Raw genomic sequence first — 14,228 nt, 5'->3', positions numbered from 1 at the left:
CAATGATTTATCTGGATCAGGACGGCAATCAGACGATTTGCGAATGTGACCGCTGCGGCACGGTCGGGGCAACCGACCGCGCGAATGGCGTGATCGTGGATGGATGGGGGTCGGGTCAGCTTTGGGTTGACATCAGTCTGGCAGAGGATCGGCAGATGCCGCTTTGTTTTTGCCCCGCTTGCGCCCCGGTTATCCGGGCTGCAACCCGCATACAGATCAGCGCGTGGGGCGGCGCGGATGAGGCGGCAGAATGAGCTATGGTCTGCAAGTCTGGTCTGCCAGCGGCGGGGTTGGTGATCTGGCGTTTACCCCGTGGGTCGTGGATGAGGTCTGGACAATGACTTTGGCAGCGGGGGAATACGAAAAATCCGCCCCGATGCCGACGCCTAAAACGCAGGCTGATCCGCATTCGTTTTGCATCGGCTCGCTTGGGTCTGTTCCAGAGTTCGGGATTTTTCCATCACGCGGCACATGGGCGATTGCGCGGGGGCTGGATCAGGAACGCCGCGCAGAAACTTTTACCGTGATCTGGCTTAAAAAATGAGTTACGGGCTGTTTTCCGCAAATAGCGGTGTGCAAAAAATCATTGATGCGGGAACGCAAGCTTACGGGGTCTATGCCTTTGGCACCTCCACATCATCCGAGCCAGCCAATTCGGGCGGGGCAAATGCCCATGACGGGCGCTATGGCTGGGTTCATCGGGTTCCGAAAGCGCGTTTTGCGGGTATGTCCGGGCTGTCATTTTACGTTGAGTTTACAACGGATCAGCCGTGGTGCTGCCGGGTCGGTGATGCCTTGTCAGGTGCCAATGTGACGTTTCTGGCGGCGCGGGCATCGGTTAAATGGCTGGCAATCGGGCCGATGCAATCCTGCCCGCTGGATGGGTCAGGTTACGGGCTGATCCTTAATAATGCGGCGGGTGGAGTTATTTACGACAGCCGTCGCCGCCCGGTTGAAATCCGTGATTATATTTCTTTCGATGTTTCGAGATATGTTTCAAACATCGGGGGGATTACTGTCCGACCCGAAAACGTGATTTCCAGCCCGGTTTCCGTTTCCGCAGATTGCGGATTTATCCAGCTTGGTTATCGGGGCTATTTCGAGAATTTCGACAACGGCGATGTTTATGCGTTTTGGTGGGTCCGCACGGGCGCAACTGCGGCGCAATTTAAGGCGGTCACGGTCGATCCGTGGCTTGGGTATCCATATATCGCGCCGGTCAGTAACTGGTCAGGGGCGGGTATGGGCGGGGCGCTGACGTTGCGAACGGTTAGCGGTTTTTAATTTAATCTTAAAAAGGGGGCAGACATGCCAAAAATCCACAAATTGACGCAAGACTGGACCGGGCCGCTGGCGGTGCAATCCGGTGATGTGGTGCAAAATCAATCCGGCTGGCTGGGGGTGGTTGAGCTTGCCACAGCGGCCCCGGCAGCGGATACCGCCACCCTGCATCTGGATATTGGGGCGGCGGTGGTGATTGATCGGGCAACGCAAATCTGGCTGCGCTCGGTATCATCGACGGGCGCGGCCAGCATTCTGCGGGGGCTGTGATGGCGGCGCTGTCTGGCCCGATCTGGCAGGGCTGGCCGATGTTGCGGATCCGCGCCGCATCTGGCGGCGATCCAGTCACGCCCGAACCTGTTGACCCGTTCCCGGCGGCATTGTTGGGTGATGCACCCTACGCCCATTATGCAGCCGAGGATGCGGGCGCGACCTGGACGGCCCGTCACGGCCTGCCGCTGGTGATGGATCGGGCGGGTGATCCGGTGCTGGCTGACGGTTGGCTGGACTGTGCGGCGGGGTGTTACACCGCTGACCGTGAGGCGTGGCCCGCTGACACGCCCTTTGAATTATGGGCGCTGTGTCAGCCAAATGCGCTGATTGGTCGGCAGTTTTACAACGGCCCGCAGGTCTACAGCAACAACCCGGTATCGTTTGCCACCCGCCTGTCTGATGCGGGCGTCTTTAGCGGCAACACGGTCAGGGCCTATGCCCCGCCAGCCGCCAGCGGGCCGCGCACATACAGTTGGGCGCGAACGGGGCCGGGTAATATGAGTGCGGTGATGCAGGTGCGTGTTGCCAACCAGATCATCGCTGCCAGCACCACCGCTGACCGCGCGACCAGCGCGGCGGGGGATTGGTTTGTGGTGGGCGGTAGTATGTCCAGCGGCGGCGCAGCCGTGCCGCAGGGCCTGATCGTCCGCGACGTGCTGCTGACGGTCGGCTGGGTGATGTCGGACGCGCAGCGCACGGCGCTGGAGGTTTACGCAAAATCGAGAGGTGCAGCATGATCCGCGATTTATTGACCCCTGATAATCATCGCGATCCTTACGTTTGGGGCGCGGTGCTGCTGGCACATGCGCAAATCACGCTGGTGCTGTGGGGCGGACTGGCGGCGCTGGCCGGGCCTTGGGTCGCCGTGGCGCTGGTCAGCGCGGGCTATCTGCTGGTTTGGGAGGGGGCGCAGTTGCGCAGCGCCCTGCGGCGCGGTGACAAGCTGGCCCCGGCGCTGGCTGACGGTGTGGTGGACTGGATCGGCGTCACAGCCGGGGCCTATGCCGCCGCCTGCCTGCTGGCCGGTGATCTGCTGGGGGCCGTGCTGGCTTGGATGTCGCTGCTGATCGTGGCGGCGGTGGGGTATTATCGGAGATCAAAATAATGACGTTGCCAGACTGGGATTCGATCCGGGGGGCCGCCCCGCTGATTGCGCTGGTGGCAGGGCTTTGGGCGCGGATGGAGGTCGCTTTAGCCAGCGGCAAGGCCGTGTCGATGCGTAACGAGCGTGAGATCGGGCGGCTGGAGGCCAAGGTCGAGGCGCTGGAGGCCAGCGCCGGGGCGCAGGCGGTGCAACTGGCGCGGATCGAGGAATCGCTGATCCACGCCGGAAAGATGCTGGACCGGATCGACCGCAAGCTGCCCTGACGAATCCCCAAATCACGTTCCCCGCCCGCCCTTCCGGCGGGCTTTTTTTGTGAGAAATCAAGATGACAGGTAAAATGACGGCGATCCGCGCCCGGCAAGCCCGGTGTGCGGCGCTTGGCTTTTGGCCCGGCCCGATTGACGGGCTGGACGGTCCCCGCACCCGTGCGGCCTTTGCGGCAGTGCAGGCCAGCCAGCAGGCGCGGGGGCGGCCCTTTGCGCACCCCTCGGGGATCACGCGGGTGCATTGGCACTGGACGGCGGGCAGTCACAACCCCGCCAACCTGACGATGCTGCCCTATCATGCGGTGATCTTTGGCGATGGCACGGTGCGCTGGCTGGCCGCCCCTGCGGCGCTGCGGTCGCACACCCTGAACGCCAATGGCGGTGCAATCGGGCTGGCGCTTTGTGGGATGGCCGGGGCGCGGGAACGCCCGTTTGCGTGGGGCAGCGCCCCGATCACGCCCGCGCAGGTGTCCGCGCTGGCCCGCGAAACCGCGCGGCTGTGCCGGGAATATGACGTGCCGGTCAGTCGCTGGTCCACGCTGTCACATGCAGAGGTCCAGCCGTCGCTTGCCGTCCGGCAGCGGCAAAAGTGGGACATTTCCGTTCTGCCCGGCATGGCCGGGCCGGGCGATCCGGTCAGTGTTGGCGACCGCCTGCGGGTGATGGTCGCCGCTGAAATCAACGCAAATCAATGAGGTATCACATGCGTTTGACGACTAAAGCCGTGGCGGCGATGGCCGCCGTTATCACCGCCCCTGCCGCTGCTGTCGCGGCAGCCAGCATCCCGGCGCTGGCCGATCAGGCGCTGGCGTGGGTTGTGACCGCTGTTGCGACGGTGGTTGTGTCCGCCCTGTCTGCGGTGGTTGCCAAGATCACCGGGGTCGCGCTGGACCGCGCCGCCCGTGACACCCTGCAAGTGACGATGGAAAATGCCGCCCGCGTCGGGCTGCGCTGGATGCTGACCGCTGCCGCCGACACCCCGATTGGCCGCCGCATTGATCTGGCGATCGAGCAGATGCTGGCCTACGCCGACCAAGGCGCGGGTGACGCCCTGCGGCGTTTTGGCATGGACAGCGTGGGCGATGCACGGGGGCACCTGCGTGAGATGGCCGAATCCAAGCTGATCGAGGCTATCGAGCGGGCAGCACCCGGCGATCTGGCCGCGCTGGCGGATGGTGACGCCCTGTCCGGCGCTCTGGCCGAGGCCCTGCGGCGGGCGGGGCTGTAAGGTGGGGGGCGGACCTTTGGCCCGCCCCTTTGCTTTAGTCCTGGGCGCGGTTGCGGGCAAAATCCACGTGCCGCTCCCACTCCCAGACAAAATCGTTGTCGGTGCCTGCAACCAGTTGTTTGATGGTATCCACGCAGTCGCGCCCGATGCGGTCAAACTCTGCCGTGCCGGGCAGCGTCATGAGCGCATCCTCGAAAAAAGTGTCCCGTCCGGCTGCCTTGGCCTCATCGATGGCGGCCTGCAACTTGGCCTCGCCGCGCTCTGCGTCAACAAAGCGTTTCGCGGCGTCCTCGACGCGGACGAACAGCGCGTCCAGAATGTCGCTGCGGATCGAGGCGGGAACGGTGATGGTGGTTGCGGTGGTCATGGTCTTAGTCTCCTGCACCCGTGCGGCGGTGCGTCCCGTATCAACTCTCTGCTGATAAGTTAGTTATACTTGCATAGCGTTAGTAATGCAAGCATAAAAATGCACCTGATGCGATTTTTTTATCGCCCCCATCGCGTCGGTCAGCGCATGAAATCCGGCGCAGCCCCCGAAAACCCTTCTGGCGGCGGCGTGGCCTCCCATTCGCCAGCGCCCCGATAAACGATAGTCGAATCGATTCCGTCGCGGGCCAGCGCCTCGGCAGAAAGGTTGGTAAGACGGTTGTGCGCACCGTGCGGCAGGCCCTCACGAGCCTGTTGTGTGCGGGGGTAATCGTGGGGCTTATACCTGACCAACTCAACCGGCTGGCCTGCGATTTCGGGGTGGGCCTTGATGACGGCCCTTGCAGTTTTGACAACTTGGCCCGCCGCCGCATCCAGTTGCAGGCGCAGCATCATCATATCCATATCCGCCGCCTCATTGGGGGTGCCCGCGCCATCCTCCCAATAACCTACTGTCCGCTCGTTCACGCCGTGCCATTCGGCAGCCTCGCGCCGGGACAGGCCGCAATCCTCGCGCAAACTGCGGCGTTCGGCGTGTGTCAGGGGGCGCGGTTGCGGCGCATCCGCCTGCGGCACTCGGGCCTCGCCCTGGGCGACAGCATCCGGCCCCATGCGCATCAGCACCCATCCGATTGCCGCATTGCTGTCATTGATGTTGTAATGCATTTTTATGCCCAGCCGCACCCCTTGGCGCGACCAAGGCCGGATTGCGTTTTTCCGAGGCTCATCATGCGATGACGCGCCCCGGAACAGGGGCGCGTTGGTGGTTTTTTTCGGTGATTTCATTCGTCGATCTCCGGCTGGGCCATTGCCATCGCCTCGTCCACGCTGGCCCCGTAGCCCCACTCATCGTTGTCACCGATAGCGTGGTCCATTTGGGCGGCCCAAAAATCTTCCGGGTCCGTTTCCCGGCGGATATAGCGGGTGCCGCCGAGGGGCAGCACTTCGGTGGCGGTGACGGTGATGTCGCGAGCGACCAGCGCGGCTTGAATAGCCTGCACGAGATCAGCACCTTCGTGCATTTCGGTGGTGGCGTTGGCGGCGGCGATGCAAATATAGGTGGTCATGGTCTGCGCTCCTTAAGCTCGGGCTGACCCTCTGTCTGCCCTTACATATTTCTTACAGTGGGAAATTGCGGGGTGCAAGCAGAAAATTGCACCGCCTCGAAATTATTTTGCGGGGTTGCCGTCAATCAGGGTAATCAGCCCGCGATAGGCCCGTTCGTGGGCGCAGGGGCGTCCAGCCAGCCAGCGCCCGATGCTACTTTCGGTGGTGCCAAGGACCGGGGCGGCGGCGTAAGCCGTCAGGCCGTTGCGGTCCAGCCAGTCGCGCAGCACCTCGGCAAAGGGGCGGGGGTCAGTGATCGGGGTCATCGTGCATACTCCATCCAGGCCCATCCAAGGACCGCCGCCCAACTGCCTGTCCATTGCAAGATGTCCGGGCGGTGCATTGCGCCCGCCTCGATCCGGTCGGCGATCCATGGCGGCGCGGGCATATCGTCGGCGGTAACAGTAACCGGCACCGTTGCGGTGGTGATGAGGTCGCCCCAAAACCGCCGTGCAGCGCGTGGGCGCTTGGCAACGCCGGTGGTTATGATCGGCGCGACCCCAAGGCAGAGGGTGGCCAGCAGGTGCGGGCCAAAGTGCGTTGCTTTGAGGATTGTGCCGTCCAGCACCTCGGGCCGTCCGCCGATCAGGGCAGAGTCCAGCATGGCGGACACCCGTGCGATAGCATCGGCGTCGGCGTCCCGTCGATGCTGCTGCATCAGGTGGCCAGTCGTCATCGTGATGTGGTTGAGGTATCTCATGCAAGCCGCCTTTGCAGGTCCGCGATGATTGCGCTGGCCTCTGCCCGCGTGAGGCTGGCGGGTAGTGGTGCCCCGGCCTCGTCCAGCTTGCGGCGCATACAGATGATCGCCCATCGCTGTTTGCGGGTGGCTCGTGGGCAGGGGCGTGGTAGCCGCGCCTTGGCCTCGACTGGCTCTCCCAGTCGGATCAGGTGTTGGCGACCGGGGGTGATTGCGGGGATCGTGATGTCCGGCGCTGGCCCTGACCGGCCAAGCATGATCGGGGTCAGGCTGGCGTCCTTGGCCGCATTGGCCTTAGCTCGCAACTCTGGACCGCCCAAGATCGGCTTAAACATCCACGTTACATAGCCGGATTCGCGGGCGGCATCCGCCAGATCGCCCAGGTGCGGGGGCAGCGGGCCTTGGTATCCAGCCGGGATTGCGGTGCGGCTGATGTCCCAGGCACCAAGCGCCCATGCGGCGGCGATGATCTCTGATTCGGTGGCGGCGGTCATGGTGGTGGTCTGGATCGCTGGCGCGGGCTTTTCCATCTCGATGGCCGTCACGCTATTGGGCAGGTTGTCGGCCTCGTTGGCGCTGGCCGGTTGCATCCCTGCCCATTGGATCACAATATTTCCAATGGCAGCCCCCAGCGGGGCGGCGACCGTAATGGTGCTGATCGGCATGGCCTGCCGATCAGCGATGGTTGCGATGGTCTTAATCATTGGCCGGGCGCTCCGAACACTTTGCGGGTCGGGGTGTCGCGCTGGTCAATCCAAGCGGCGGCGCTGGTTTCGGTCATAACGCGGTTGATGGCGGCGCCAGCGAGGTCCAAAAACTTAGCGATAGCGGCTTCGGCGGCGGCGATCCGCGCGGCGTCGTCCGAAAAAATCATCTTGGTTTTGACCATCCCGTGAATCGTGTCGCTGACCAGCGTATTCAGTTCCTCGGTCCGCTTGGCCCGGATTTTTTCGGCCCACGCGATCTGCTTTTCCGATCCGGTCAGGGCCGGGGTGTCGCAGGTGGTTTCAAACTGGACGGTTGCAAAGGCAGGGGCGATGATCTTGATGTCCATGGTCTTAGTCTCCTGCACCCGTGCGGCGGTGCGTCCCGTATCAGCTCTCTGCTGATAAATTAGTTATACTTGCACAATGTTAGTAATGCAAGTGAGAAAATGCACCTGATGCGATTTTTTTTTACCGCCCGCAGCCTGCATAATGCCCGCCGCTGTAGCGGGGCCAGTCGCGGGCGTGGCCGCTGCGCACCATCTCACAGGCCGGATCAACCCCGGCTGGGGTCGCGCAGCGCACAACCGGGCGGTTGTATCGGTCGATGTGGATGGTGTCGCAGGTCAGCGGCTGGCCGTCCGTGATCCGATCCAGCATTCGCCGGGCTGCCTGACCGCCGGGCCGTTGACGCTCTGGCGCGTCGATCCCCCAAAGCCGCAGGTCGCGGCCATCGTGACGCAGCGTGTCGCCGTCAACGATTGTGTAGCCGGTCAGGGTCAGGGCGGTGGCGATGATGGTCAGCATGATTATTCCGATTCTGGCGGGTTTGGGTGATACAATTTCCGGCAAAAATTATTATAAAACAATAGGGGCGGTTTGTATCAAATTGGCAGCTTCGCGGCTGATTTTTAAGCGGCTTTTTGGTCCAGCGCATAGTTCAGCGCCCGTGGTTTGGTCTTGATCGGCCCGTCCGGCACGATCACAACGCGCATCCAGTCAGGCAGAACAGCCCCTTCCAGCGCGGTTCGGGTCATCTGGTCGGTTTCCTCGATCACCAGCAGGATGTCGGTCAGCTCACGCGGATAGCGCAGTTTGGACAGCCGCCCGACCAGCTTGCCCGCAATATCGCTTTCGCCAAACAGCGGCACCATCACCGAAATCAGCGGCAGTTGTCCCTTGAACGGGGCGAGTGCGGGGCTTCGGCGGCGGTGGGCGTCAGCGCGGACATTGGCAATAAAGGCTGTCAGCTTGAGCGCGGTCAGCCCGATCAGCGTCAGCACCACCCAAAAGGTCAGTGCCAGCATCAGCCAGACCGGCACAAGCACCGCCGAGGCGGCCACGATCAGCATGACCGCCAGCGCCAGATTTGCCACCCGGCGTTCATTGCGGGTGCGGCAGCTTTGATCGTCCGGCACCCGGTTTTCGGCCTGCCGGATCAGGAAGGTGCGGCGGGTGTTCAGCACCGCCTGTTGCGCCTGATTCTCGGTGCAAAGCAGCATCCGCAACTGGCCGAAATCGGCGGGCAGGCGGTCGCGGGCAGCCTCGAACCCGTCGGGGCGCGAGGTTGCAACATAGGTTACGCCCCCCACCCGCCGCCATGGCACCAGCCCCAGCGTCAGGCACAGGTCCGCCCCGGCCGCGTCGATCAGCCGTGGATCGGGTGGCAGCGTCGCCAGATCAACCGAGGTCGTCCGCCATTGCACGCAAAGCGCACGGGTCAGCGCCTCGGGCGCAACCCAGCCGTGGGCAAGCAGAATCTCACCCAGACGGACGGCCTCATGCTCGCGCAGCAGGACGGCCCGGAACAGGTTGCCGGGGTCAACTGCGCCCTGATCCAGCAGGATTTGCCCAAGGATACGCTGGTCACGCTGGCGCAGATCGGTCAGTGCCGAGGTGACATCCTGCGGCCTGATCGGGGTCTCATCTATAGGCGGCCGTGCAAAGGCGATGGCGGTCATCGGGCGTTTCCTGTCCTGTTACGGACAGGGATCGCACAACAATCGTTAAAACGAGGTTAACGCCCGCAGATTTTATCCCCGCCGTACCTGCATGGCATCGGCAAAGTCCTGAAACAGATAGGCGCTGTCCTGCGGGCCGGGGCTGGCCTCGGGGTGGTATTGCACCGAAAACACCGGACGGCCGGTGATGCGGATACCGCAATTGCTGCCGTCGAACAGGCTGACATGGGTTTCAGCCACACCTTCGGGCAGGGTTTGTGCATCAACGGCGAAACCGTGGTTCATCGAGGTGATCTCGACCTTGCCGGTTTCATTGTTCCGCACCGGATGATTCGCGCCATGATGGCCGTGGCCCATCTTGACGGTAGACGCCCCAAGCGCCAGTGCAAGCATTTGATGGCCAAGGCAAATCCCAAAGATTGGCAGGTCGCTGTTCAGCAAGTCACGGATCATCGGCACCGCGTATTCGCCGGTCGCCGCAGGATCGCCGGGACCGTTGGACAGGAACACACCTTCGGGGTTATGGGCCAGCACATCTTCGGCGGTGGCGGTGGCGGGCAGAACGGTCACATCCGCGCCCACCTGCGCCAGCGAGCGCAGGATGTTGCGTTTCGCGCCGTAATCCACCGCCACGACCTTGAACGGGCGGTCCGTGGCGGGCCGCGAGAAGCCGCCGGGCCAGTTCCATTGGCCTTCGTCCCAATGATAGCTTTGTGCGCAGGTCACGGTTTTCGCCAGATCAAGGCCGACCAATCCCGACCAGCCACGCGCCTTTGCAACCATCGCTTCAATGTCGAAATTGCCGTTCGGGTCATGCGCCAGCACCACATGCGGCGCGCCTTGCTGGCGAATCGCGCGGGTCAGGCGGCGGGTGTCCACGCCGCCGATCCCGATGCGCCCGCGCCGGGTCATCCAGTCGATCAGATCGGCACTGGCGCGCCAGTTCGACGGCTCGGTCGGGTCCCATTTGACCACGATACCAGCGGCGACAGGCTCGGGCGCCTCATCATCCTCGGGGGTGATGCCGGTGTTGCCGATATGGGGAAAGGTAAAGGTCACGACCTGCCCGGCATAGGAGGGGTCGGTCATGATTTCCTGATAGCCGGTCATGGCGGTGTTGAACACCAGTTCGGCCACGCAATCGCCGGTGGCGCCGAAGCCCCGGCCATAAAAGATCGTGCCATCGGCAAGCGCCAGGCAGGCGGTGGGTTTATCGGCCATGAAGCACCTGAAATCTGAAATTGGCCGGACCCTAAAGACCTGCGCCGCGCGGGTCAAGGCCGGAACCGGCGGATGCAGGCTTGAACGGAAGGGTTCGACACATTAGATCGGCTGTCTCGGTTTGAAAGGATGAGGTCATGGACCTGAAAGCGCGTATTGCGGCGGCAACAAAGGACGCAATGAAAGCCAAGGAAACGGCACGGCTGTCCACGCTGCGGCTGATCTCGGCAGCGATCAAGGACCGCGAAATTGCTGCGCGGGGCGACGGCGACGACAAGGGCCTGTCCGATGACGACCTGCTGGCGATCCTGTCGCGTATGGTCAAGCAGCGTCAGGAATCGGCGCGTGCCTATGAGGAAGGCGGACGGCTGGAGCTGGCAGAGAAGGAAACCGATGAAATCGGGATCATTCAAGAGTTTCTGCCCAAGCAACTGAGTGCCGATGAAACCCGTGAGGCGGTGGCCGGGGTCGTGGCCGATCTTGGTGCGGAATCCATCCGCGACATGGGGCGGGTGATGGCGGAACTGAAGGCCCGCTATACCGGCCAGATGGACTTTGGCGCGGTCGGCCCGATGGTCAAGGAAAAGCTGATGGGCTGAGGCTATTCGGTATGGTTTTGTGCGGCGGTAAGGGAAACCTTGCCGCCGTTTACGTTTTGTTAGGTCGGACTGTGCTATGGCTGCGGCATGAAGGAAAGGTTTGGATATGCAGGTTTATGATTCCTCGGCGCGTTATGGGGCGGTGACGCGGCTGCTGCATTGGGGCATTGCCCTGCTGATGATCTGGCAGCTTTTGGGCATGGTGACCAAGGTGGTGCTGGGCCGCGAAAGCGGATTGGCCAGCATGATGGTTGGCACGCACCAAAGCCTTGGTTTCGTGTTGTTTGTCCTGATTCTGTTGCGGGTGGTCTGGGCGCTGGTGAACACTGGCCGTCGCCCTGCGCATGGGGCCGGGCTGATGGGCCTTGCGGCAAAGGCCGGGCATCTGGCGCTCTATGTGCTGATGGTTTTTGTCCCCGCCGTCGGGCTGATTCGGGCTTGGGGAAATGAACGTGCCTATAATGTCTTTGGCTGGGAGGTGTTTGTTCCGAGGCCAGAGGGGCAGGCGGTCACTTGGGCGGTGAACCTTGGCAATGACTGGCACGGCGAAATCGGATGGCTGCTTGGGGCGCTGATTCTGGGGCATATTGCGGCGGTACTCTGGCACCGGCTGGTGCTGCGCGATGATACGATGGCCAAAATGGCGGGCTAAACAGGCGGCTTACGCAGGCGGTGGGTTATTTCGGCGTGCAGCGTCCGGCGCTCATCTGGGGTCAGAAAAGCGCCAAGCTCAACCTCGCGCTGGCCGTCGGTCAGGGTCAGATAGGCTTCGATCGGGCCGTGGCACAGGCTGGCACGCACCCAATAGGGGTTCGCCTGCCAATGCCGCGCCGGGCGGTGCGGATCGTGGTGGGTCAGGGCCAGTTGATCGGCTGTCAGCGTCAGAACCTCAAACGGCCCTTTGCTGCGATTGCGGGTCAGGGCCAGCCATGGCAGACCAACCGCCAGCGCGGCAAAGGGCAGCGTGACCCACAGCGCCGCTCGCCCCAGCAAGGCCAGCAGCGGCAAGGATATGGCGGCGGTGGTCAGGCCGATGAACCAGACAAAGCCGCCCGCCGTCAGGGCATGGTACGGCCATACCCGCAATTCTGCCTTGCCGGGCTGATCCTGCCATTCATAGGGCATCGGTCTGTGTGGGTATCGGGCGGATGCCGATATGCTGACAAAACCGCAGGAAATAGCCGTCAGGGTCAGCCACGATAAACTGGTGCTGGCCGGTCTGATGGTTACCCGCGCGATACCATTTCTCCTCTGGCGGCAAGATCAGCGGCCAGCCTGCGGCCCTCAGCGCATCCAGAAGGGGCTGAATATCAGGCAAGGTGATTTCCAGATTCATCCCGCGACCAAAGGGACGATTCGCCAGGGTAAGCGTTTCGTTGAAATTGCGTCCGGTGGCGAGCGCGTCGATCATCAGATCAGCTTCGCCAATGCGCAGATAGGCGAAGCCTTCTTCCGGGCGGTCGTAAACCACCTGCCAGCCCAAAAGATCGCGGTAAAACCGCAGCGATGCGTCAAAATTCACCACCGACAGTTCCGGCACCAAAGCGGGCATACCCCCTCCGCAAGAAAAGGCCCCGGTGAACCGGGGCCTTGATGGTTAATGCGCCGGGCTGCGATCCCAGTCTTCACGCTTGGGAAGCTGCTCGAACGTGTGTTCGGGCGGTGGTGAAGGCAGGGTCCATTCCAGCGTATCGGCGTATTCGTTCCAGTAGTTGTTCTGCGTGACGCGCTTGCCTGCGAACAGGGTGTAAAACACCACGCCGATAAAGAACACAAAGCTGGCAAAGGAAATGAACGCGCCGATGGAACTGATGTTGTTCCAGAAAGTGAACTCGACCGGATAGTCGATGTAATGGCGCGGCATCCCCTGACGGCCAAGGAAATGCTGCGGGAAAAAGATCATGTTCGAGCCGATGAACATGACCCAGAAATGCAGCTTGCCCGCCCATTCGGGATATTGACGGCCCGACATTTTGCCGATCCAGAAATACACCCCGGCAAAGATTGCATAGACCGCGCCAAGCGACATGACATAGTGGAAATGCGCCACGACGTAATAGGTGTCGTGGTAGGCCCGGTCCAGCGGCGCCTGCGACAGCACCACGCCGGTGACGCCGCCAACGGTGAACAGGAACAGGAAACCAAAGGCCCACAGCATCGGGGTTTTGAACTCAATCGAGCCGCCCCACATGGTCGCAATCCACGAAAACACCTTGATGCCGGTCGGCACCGCGATGGTCATGGTCGCCAGCATGAAATAGCTCTGCTGCGTCAGCGACATGCCCGACGTATACATATGGTGCGCCCATACCACGAAGCCAAGAATCCCGATGGCCGCCATCGCCAGCACCATCGGCAGATAGCCAAAGATCGGCTTGCGGGCAAAAGTGGAAATCACATGGCTGATGATCCCGAACCCCGGCAGGATAATCATATAAACTTCCGGGTGGCCAAAGAACCACAGGATATGCTGATACAGGATCGGGTCGCCGCCCCCCGCCGGGTTAAAGAAATTGGTGCCGAAGTTGCGATCCATCAGCAGCATGGTGATACCGCCCGCCAGCACCGGCAGCGACAGCAGGATCAGCCATGCGGTGATGAACACCGACCAGGCGAACAGCGGCACTTTGAACAGGGTCATCCCTGGTGCGCGCATGTTCAGAAAGGTGGTGATGATGTTGATTGCGCCCAGGATCGACGATGCCCCCGAGACGTGAACCGCAAAGATAGCCAGATCCATCGACACGGTTTCAGGCGCTTGCAGGGATAGCGGCGGATAAAGCACCCAGCCCACGCCGGACCCCGCTTGCCCGTCCATGCCACCCGGCGTCAGCAGCGAGGCCACCCCCAGCGCGACCCCGGCCACATACAGCCAATAGCTGATGTTGTTCAGCCGCGGGAACGCCATGTCCGGCGCACCGATGTGCAGCGGCATGAAATAGTTGCCGAACCCGCCAAACAGCGCCGGAATGACCACAAAGAACATCATCAGCACGCCATGATATGTGACCATCACGTTCCACAGATGCCCGTTCGGGGTGCATTCCTCGGCCGATGGGAACAGGCGTGCGCCTTCGAGGCACATGAACTGAACGCCGGGGTGCTGTAATTCCAGCCGCATATAGATGGTAAAGCAGACGGACAGCAGACCGACGATGCCCGCCGTGAACAGGTAAAGGATACCAATATCCTTATGATTCGTGGACATGAACCAGCGGGTAAAGAACCCGCGTGTATCATGGTTTGAATCGTGGCCGTGGATGGCTGCGTCTGCCATGCGTGATCTCCCCTTCTGGACCGCTCGCGGCCCCTCCTTTGGGAAGGTTAGCGCATGAATCTGCCTGCGGCAATCTGTCC

The 14,228-nt window shown here is 62.3% G+C and carries 24 protein-coding genes; 11 read left to right on the top strand and 13 right to left on the bottom strand.

The window, feature by feature from the left end; genetic code table 11:
- Positions 1–2: 2 nt before the first annotated feature.
- From Q4G24_RS10600 to Q4G24_RS10560, 9 genes are all read left to right on the top strand, one after another.
- Positions 3–254, top strand: a complete 252-nt coding sequence (locus Q4G24_RS10600) for a hypothetical protein (RefSeq protein WP_303366499.1) — start codon at positions 3–5, stop codon at positions 252–254.
- A complete protein-coding gene (locus tag Q4G24_RS10595) occupies positions 251–544 on the top strand; it encodes a hypothetical protein (protein WP_303366498.1) in 294 nt (97 codons plus the stop codon). Before Q4G24_RS10600 ends, Q4G24_RS10595 begins: the two co-directional genes overlap by 4 nt.
- Entirely contained in the window at positions 541–1,284 is a 744-nt protein-coding gene (locus tag Q4G24_RS10590; protein ID WP_303366497.1) for a hypothetical protein, read from the top strand. The genes Q4G24_RS10595 and Q4G24_RS10590 overlap by 4 nt, the downstream gene beginning before the upstream one ends.
- 24 nt (positions 1,285–1,308) lie before the next feature.
- Complete coding sequence (locus Q4G24_RS10585) at positions 1,309–1,551, top strand: hypothetical protein (protein ID WP_303366496.1); 243 nt, start codon at positions 1,309–1,311, stop codon at positions 1,549–1,551.
- Complete coding sequence (locus tag Q4G24_RS10580) at positions 1,551–2,291, top strand: hypothetical protein (RefSeq protein WP_303366495.1); 741 nt, start codon at positions 1,551–1,553, stop codon at positions 2,289–2,291. The genes Q4G24_RS10585 and Q4G24_RS10580 overlap by 1 nt, the downstream gene beginning before the upstream one ends.
- Positions 2,288–2,659 (top strand): hypothetical protein, encoded by a 372-nt coding sequence (locus Q4G24_RS10575; RefSeq protein WP_303366494.1) that lies wholly within the window; start codon positions 2,288–2,290, stop codon positions 2,657–2,659. The genes Q4G24_RS10580 and Q4G24_RS10575 overlap by 4 nt, the downstream gene beginning before the upstream one ends.
- Entirely contained in the window at positions 2,659–2,922 is a 264-nt protein-coding gene (locus tag Q4G24_RS10570; protein ID WP_303366493.1) for a hypothetical protein, read from the top strand. Before Q4G24_RS10575 ends, Q4G24_RS10570 begins: the two co-directional genes overlap by 1 nt.
- Positions 2,923–2,984: 62 nt before the next feature.
- Positions 2,985–3,620 carry an N-acetylmuramoyl-L-alanine amidase gene (locus Q4G24_RS10565; protein ID WP_303366492.1) on the top strand — a complete coding sequence of 212 codons (636 nt, stop codon included), beginning with the start codon at positions 2,985–2,987 and terminating at the stop codon, positions 3,618–3,620.
- A gap of 8 nt (positions 3,621–3,628) precedes the next feature.
- Positions 3,629–4,153 (top strand): hypothetical protein, encoded by a 525-nt coding sequence (locus Q4G24_RS10560; RefSeq protein ID WP_303366491.1) that lies wholly within the window; start codon positions 3,629–3,631, stop codon positions 4,151–4,153.
- A 34-nt stretch (positions 4,154–4,187) separates the two neighbouring features.
- On the opposite strand, the gene Q4G24_RS10555 is transcribed toward Q4G24_RS10560, so the two are convergent.
- The 10 genes from Q4G24_RS10555 to carA all read right to left on the bottom strand — a co-directional run bounded on the left by Q4G24_RS10555 (position 4,188) and on the right by carA (position 10,272).
- Positions 4,188–4,520, bottom strand: coding sequence for a hypothetical protein (locus tag Q4G24_RS10555; RefSeq protein WP_303366490.1), 333 nt, complete (start codon positions 4,518–4,520; stop codon positions 4,188–4,190).
- 140 nt (positions 4,521–4,660) lie between these two features.
- Positions 4,661–5,245 (bottom strand): DNA-binding transcriptional regulator, encoded by a 585-nt coding sequence (locus Q4G24_RS10550; RefSeq protein WP_303366489.1) that lies wholly within the window; start codon positions 5,243–5,245, stop codon positions 4,661–4,663.
- Positions 5,246–5,361: 116 nt separating this feature from the next.
- Complete coding sequence (locus Q4G24_RS10545; RefSeq protein WP_303366488.1) at positions 5,362–5,646, bottom strand: hypothetical protein; 285 nt, start codon at positions 5,644–5,646, stop codon at positions 5,362–5,364.
- A 102-nt stretch (positions 5,647–5,748) separates the two neighbouring features.
- Positions 5,749–5,952, bottom strand: a complete 204-nt coding sequence (locus Q4G24_RS10540; protein WP_303366487.1) for a hypothetical protein — start codon at positions 5,950–5,952, stop codon at positions 5,749–5,751.
- The gene (locus tag Q4G24_RS10535) at positions 5,949–6,386 is read right to left on the bottom strand and encodes a hypothetical protein (protein ID WP_303366486.1); all 438 of its coding nucleotides are present in this window, start codon (positions 6,384–6,386) and stop codon (positions 5,949–5,951) included. The genes Q4G24_RS10540 and Q4G24_RS10535 overlap by 4 nt, the downstream gene beginning before the upstream one ends.
- Positions 6,383–7,090, bottom strand: coding sequence for a hypothetical protein (locus Q4G24_RS10530; RefSeq protein ID WP_303366485.1), 708 nt, complete (start codon positions 7,088–7,090; stop codon positions 6,383–6,385). Before Q4G24_RS10530 ends, Q4G24_RS10535 begins: the two co-directional genes overlap by 4 nt.
- On the bottom strand, positions 7,087–7,440 hold the full coding sequence (locus tag Q4G24_RS10525) for a hypothetical protein (RefSeq protein ID WP_303366484.1): 354 nt from the start codon (positions 7,438–7,440) through the stop codon (positions 7,087–7,089). The genes Q4G24_RS10530 and Q4G24_RS10525 overlap by 4 nt, the downstream gene beginning before the upstream one ends.
- Positions 7,441–7,561: 121 nt before the next feature.
- On the bottom strand, positions 7,562–7,897 hold the full coding sequence (locus Q4G24_RS10520; RefSeq protein WP_303366483.1) for a thermonuclease family protein: 336 nt from the start codon (positions 7,895–7,897) through the stop codon (positions 7,562–7,564).
- A 104-nt stretch (positions 7,898–8,001) separates the two neighbouring features.
- Complete coding sequence (locus Q4G24_RS10515; RefSeq protein ID WP_303366482.1) at positions 8,002–9,051, bottom strand: hypothetical protein; 1,050 nt, start codon at positions 9,049–9,051, stop codon at positions 8,002–8,004.
- A gap of 72 nt (positions 9,052–9,123) precedes the next feature.
- Entirely contained in the window at positions 9,124–10,272 is a 1,149-nt protein-coding gene (gene carA, locus Q4G24_RS10510; RefSeq protein ID WP_303366481.1) for a glutamine-hydrolyzing carbamoyl-phosphate synthase small subunit, read from the bottom strand.
- A gap of 137 nt (positions 10,273–10,409) precedes the next feature.
- Here carA and Q4G24_RS10505 point away from each other — a divergent pair, with 137 nt between their 5' ends.
- Together Q4G24_RS10505 and Q4G24_RS10500 are read left to right on the top strand one after the other, a co-directional pair.
- Positions 10,410–10,871 carry a GatB/YqeY domain-containing protein gene (locus tag Q4G24_RS10505; protein WP_303366480.1) on the top strand — a complete coding sequence of 154 codons (462 nt, stop codon included), beginning with the start codon at positions 10,410–10,412 and terminating at the stop codon, positions 10,869–10,871.
- A 106-nt stretch (positions 10,872–10,977) separates the two neighbouring features.
- Entirely contained in the window at positions 10,978–11,523 is a 546-nt protein-coding gene (locus Q4G24_RS10500; RefSeq protein ID WP_303366479.1) for a cytochrome b, read from the top strand.
- On the opposite strand, the gene Q4G24_RS10495 is transcribed toward Q4G24_RS10500, so the two are convergent.
- Genes Q4G24_RS10495 through Q4G24_RS10485 form a run of 3 tightly spaced genes read right to left on the bottom strand, consistent with a single transcriptional unit; the run spans position 11,520 to position 14,148 of the window.
- Positions 11,520–11,996 carry a DUF2244 domain-containing protein gene (locus Q4G24_RS10495; protein ID WP_303366478.1) on the bottom strand — a complete coding sequence of 159 codons (477 nt, stop codon included), beginning with the start codon at positions 11,994–11,996 and terminating at the stop codon, positions 11,520–11,522. The genes Q4G24_RS10500 and Q4G24_RS10495 overlap by 4 nt on opposite strands.
- Positions 11,986–12,423: a VOC family protein gene (locus tag Q4G24_RS10490; RefSeq protein ID WP_303366477.1), complete on the bottom strand. Its 438-nt coding sequence runs from the start codon at positions 12,421–12,423 to the stop codon at positions 11,986–11,988. The genes Q4G24_RS10495 and Q4G24_RS10490 overlap by 11 nt, the downstream gene beginning before the upstream one ends.
- A gap of 45 nt (positions 12,424–12,468) precedes the next feature.
- Positions 12,469–14,148 carry a cytochrome c oxidase subunit 1 gene (locus Q4G24_RS10485; RefSeq protein WP_303366476.1) on the bottom strand — a complete coding sequence of 560 codons (1,680 nt, stop codon included), beginning with the start codon at positions 14,146–14,148 and terminating at the stop codon, positions 12,469–12,471.
- Positions 14,149–14,228 lie beyond the last annotated feature (80 nt).

This window comes from Paracoccus sp. (in: a-proteobacteria) (assembly GCF_030538695.1).
Classification (GTDB): Bacteria; Pseudomonadota; Alphaproteobacteria; order Rhodobacterales; family Rhodobacteraceae; genus Paracoccus.
The sequence above is the reverse complement of the archived record's forward strand: the minus strand, read 5'-3'. Positions and strand labels throughout refer to the sequence as shown.

What these genes read in the sequence shown, in the direction of transcription:
- Q4G24_RS10600 (WP_303366499.1), top strand. Translation starts at nt 3, where the DNA reads ATGATTTATCTGGATCAGGACGGCAATCAGACGATTTGCGAATGTGAC.
- Q4G24_RS10595 (WP_303366498.1), top strand. Translation starts at nt 251, where the DNA reads ATGAGCTATGGTCTGCAAGTCTGGTCTGCCAGCGGCGGGGTTGGTGAT.
- Q4G24_RS10590 (WP_303366497.1), top strand. Translation starts at nt 541, where the DNA reads ATGAGTTACGGGCTGTTTTCCGCAAATAGCGGTGTGCAAAAAATCATT.
- Q4G24_RS10585 (WP_303366496.1), top strand. Translation starts at nt 1,309, where the DNA reads ATGCCAAAAATCCACAAATTGACGCAAGACTGGACCGGGCCGCTGGCG.
- Q4G24_RS10580 (WP_303366495.1), top strand. Translation starts at nt 1,551, where the DNA reads ATGGCGGCGCTGTCTGGCCCGATCTGGCAGGGCTGGCCGATGTTGCGG.
- Q4G24_RS10575 (WP_303366494.1), top strand. Translation starts at nt 2,288, where the DNA reads ATGATCCGCGATTTATTGACCCCTGATAATCATCGCGATCCTTACGTT.
- Q4G24_RS10570 (WP_303366493.1), top strand. Translation starts at nt 2,659, where the DNA reads ATGACGTTGCCAGACTGGGATTCGATCCGGGGGGCCGCCCCGCTGATT.
- Q4G24_RS10565 (WP_303366492.1), top strand. Translation starts at nt 2,985, where the DNA reads ATGACAGGTAAAATGACGGCGATCCGCGCCCGGCAAGCCCGGTGTGCG.
- Q4G24_RS10560 (WP_303366491.1), top strand. Translation starts at nt 3,629, where the DNA reads ATGCGTTTGACGACTAAAGCCGTGGCGGCGATGGCCGCCGTTATCACC.
- Q4G24_RS10555 (WP_303366490.1), bottom strand. Translation starts at nt 4,520, where the DNA reads ATGACCACCGCAACCACCATCACCGTTCCCGCCTCGATCCGCAGCGAC.
- Q4G24_RS10550 (WP_303366489.1), bottom strand. Translation starts at nt 5,245, where the DNA reads ATGCATTACAACATCAATGACAGCAATGCGGCAATCGGATGGGTGCTG.
- Q4G24_RS10545 (WP_303366488.1), bottom strand. Translation starts at nt 5,646, where the DNA reads ATGACCACCTATATTTGCATCGCCGCCGCCAACGCCACCACCGAAATG.
- Q4G24_RS10540 (WP_303366487.1), bottom strand. Translation starts at nt 5,952, where the DNA reads ATGACCCCGATCACTGACCCCCGCCCCTTTGCCGAGGTGCTGCGCGAC.
- Q4G24_RS10535 (WP_303366486.1), bottom strand. Translation starts at nt 6,386, where the DNA reads ATGAGATACCTCAACCACATCACGATGACGACTGGCCACCTGATGCAG.
- Q4G24_RS10530 (WP_303366485.1), bottom strand. Translation starts at nt 7,090, where the DNA reads ATGATTAAGACCATCGCAACCATCGCTGATCGGCAGGCCATGCCGATC.
- Q4G24_RS10525 (WP_303366484.1), bottom strand. Translation starts at nt 7,440, where the DNA reads ATGGACATCAAGATCATCGCCCCTGCCTTTGCAACCGTCCAGTTTGAA.
- Q4G24_RS10520 (WP_303366483.1), bottom strand. Translation starts at nt 7,897, where the DNA reads ATGCTGACCATCATCGCCACCGCCCTGACCCTGACCGGCTACACAATC.
- Q4G24_RS10515 (WP_303366482.1), bottom strand. Translation starts at nt 9,051, where the DNA reads ATGACCGCCATCGCCTTTGCACGGCCGCCTATAGATGAGACCCCGATC.
- carA (WP_303366481.1), bottom strand. Translation starts at nt 10,272, where the DNA reads ATGGCCGATAAACCCACCGCCTGCCTGGCGCTTGCCGATGGCACGATC.
- Q4G24_RS10505 (WP_303366480.1), top strand. Translation starts at nt 10,410, where the DNA reads ATGGACCTGAAAGCGCGTATTGCGGCGGCAACAAAGGACGCAATGAAA.
- Q4G24_RS10500 (WP_303366479.1), top strand. Translation starts at nt 10,978, where the DNA reads ATGCAGGTTTATGATTCCTCGGCGCGTTATGGGGCGGTGACGCGGCTG.
- Q4G24_RS10495 (WP_303366478.1), bottom strand. Translation starts at nt 11,996, where the DNA reads ATGCCCTATGAATGGCAGGATCAGCCCGGCAAGGCAGAATTGCGGGTA.
- Q4G24_RS10490 (WP_303366477.1), bottom strand. Translation starts at nt 12,423, where the DNA reads ATGCCCGCTTTGGTGCCGGAACTGTCGGTGGTGAATTTTGACGCATCG.
- Q4G24_RS10485 (WP_303366476.1), bottom strand. Translation starts at nt 14,148, where the DNA reads ATGGCAGACGCAGCCATCCACGGCCACGATTCAAACCATGATACACGC.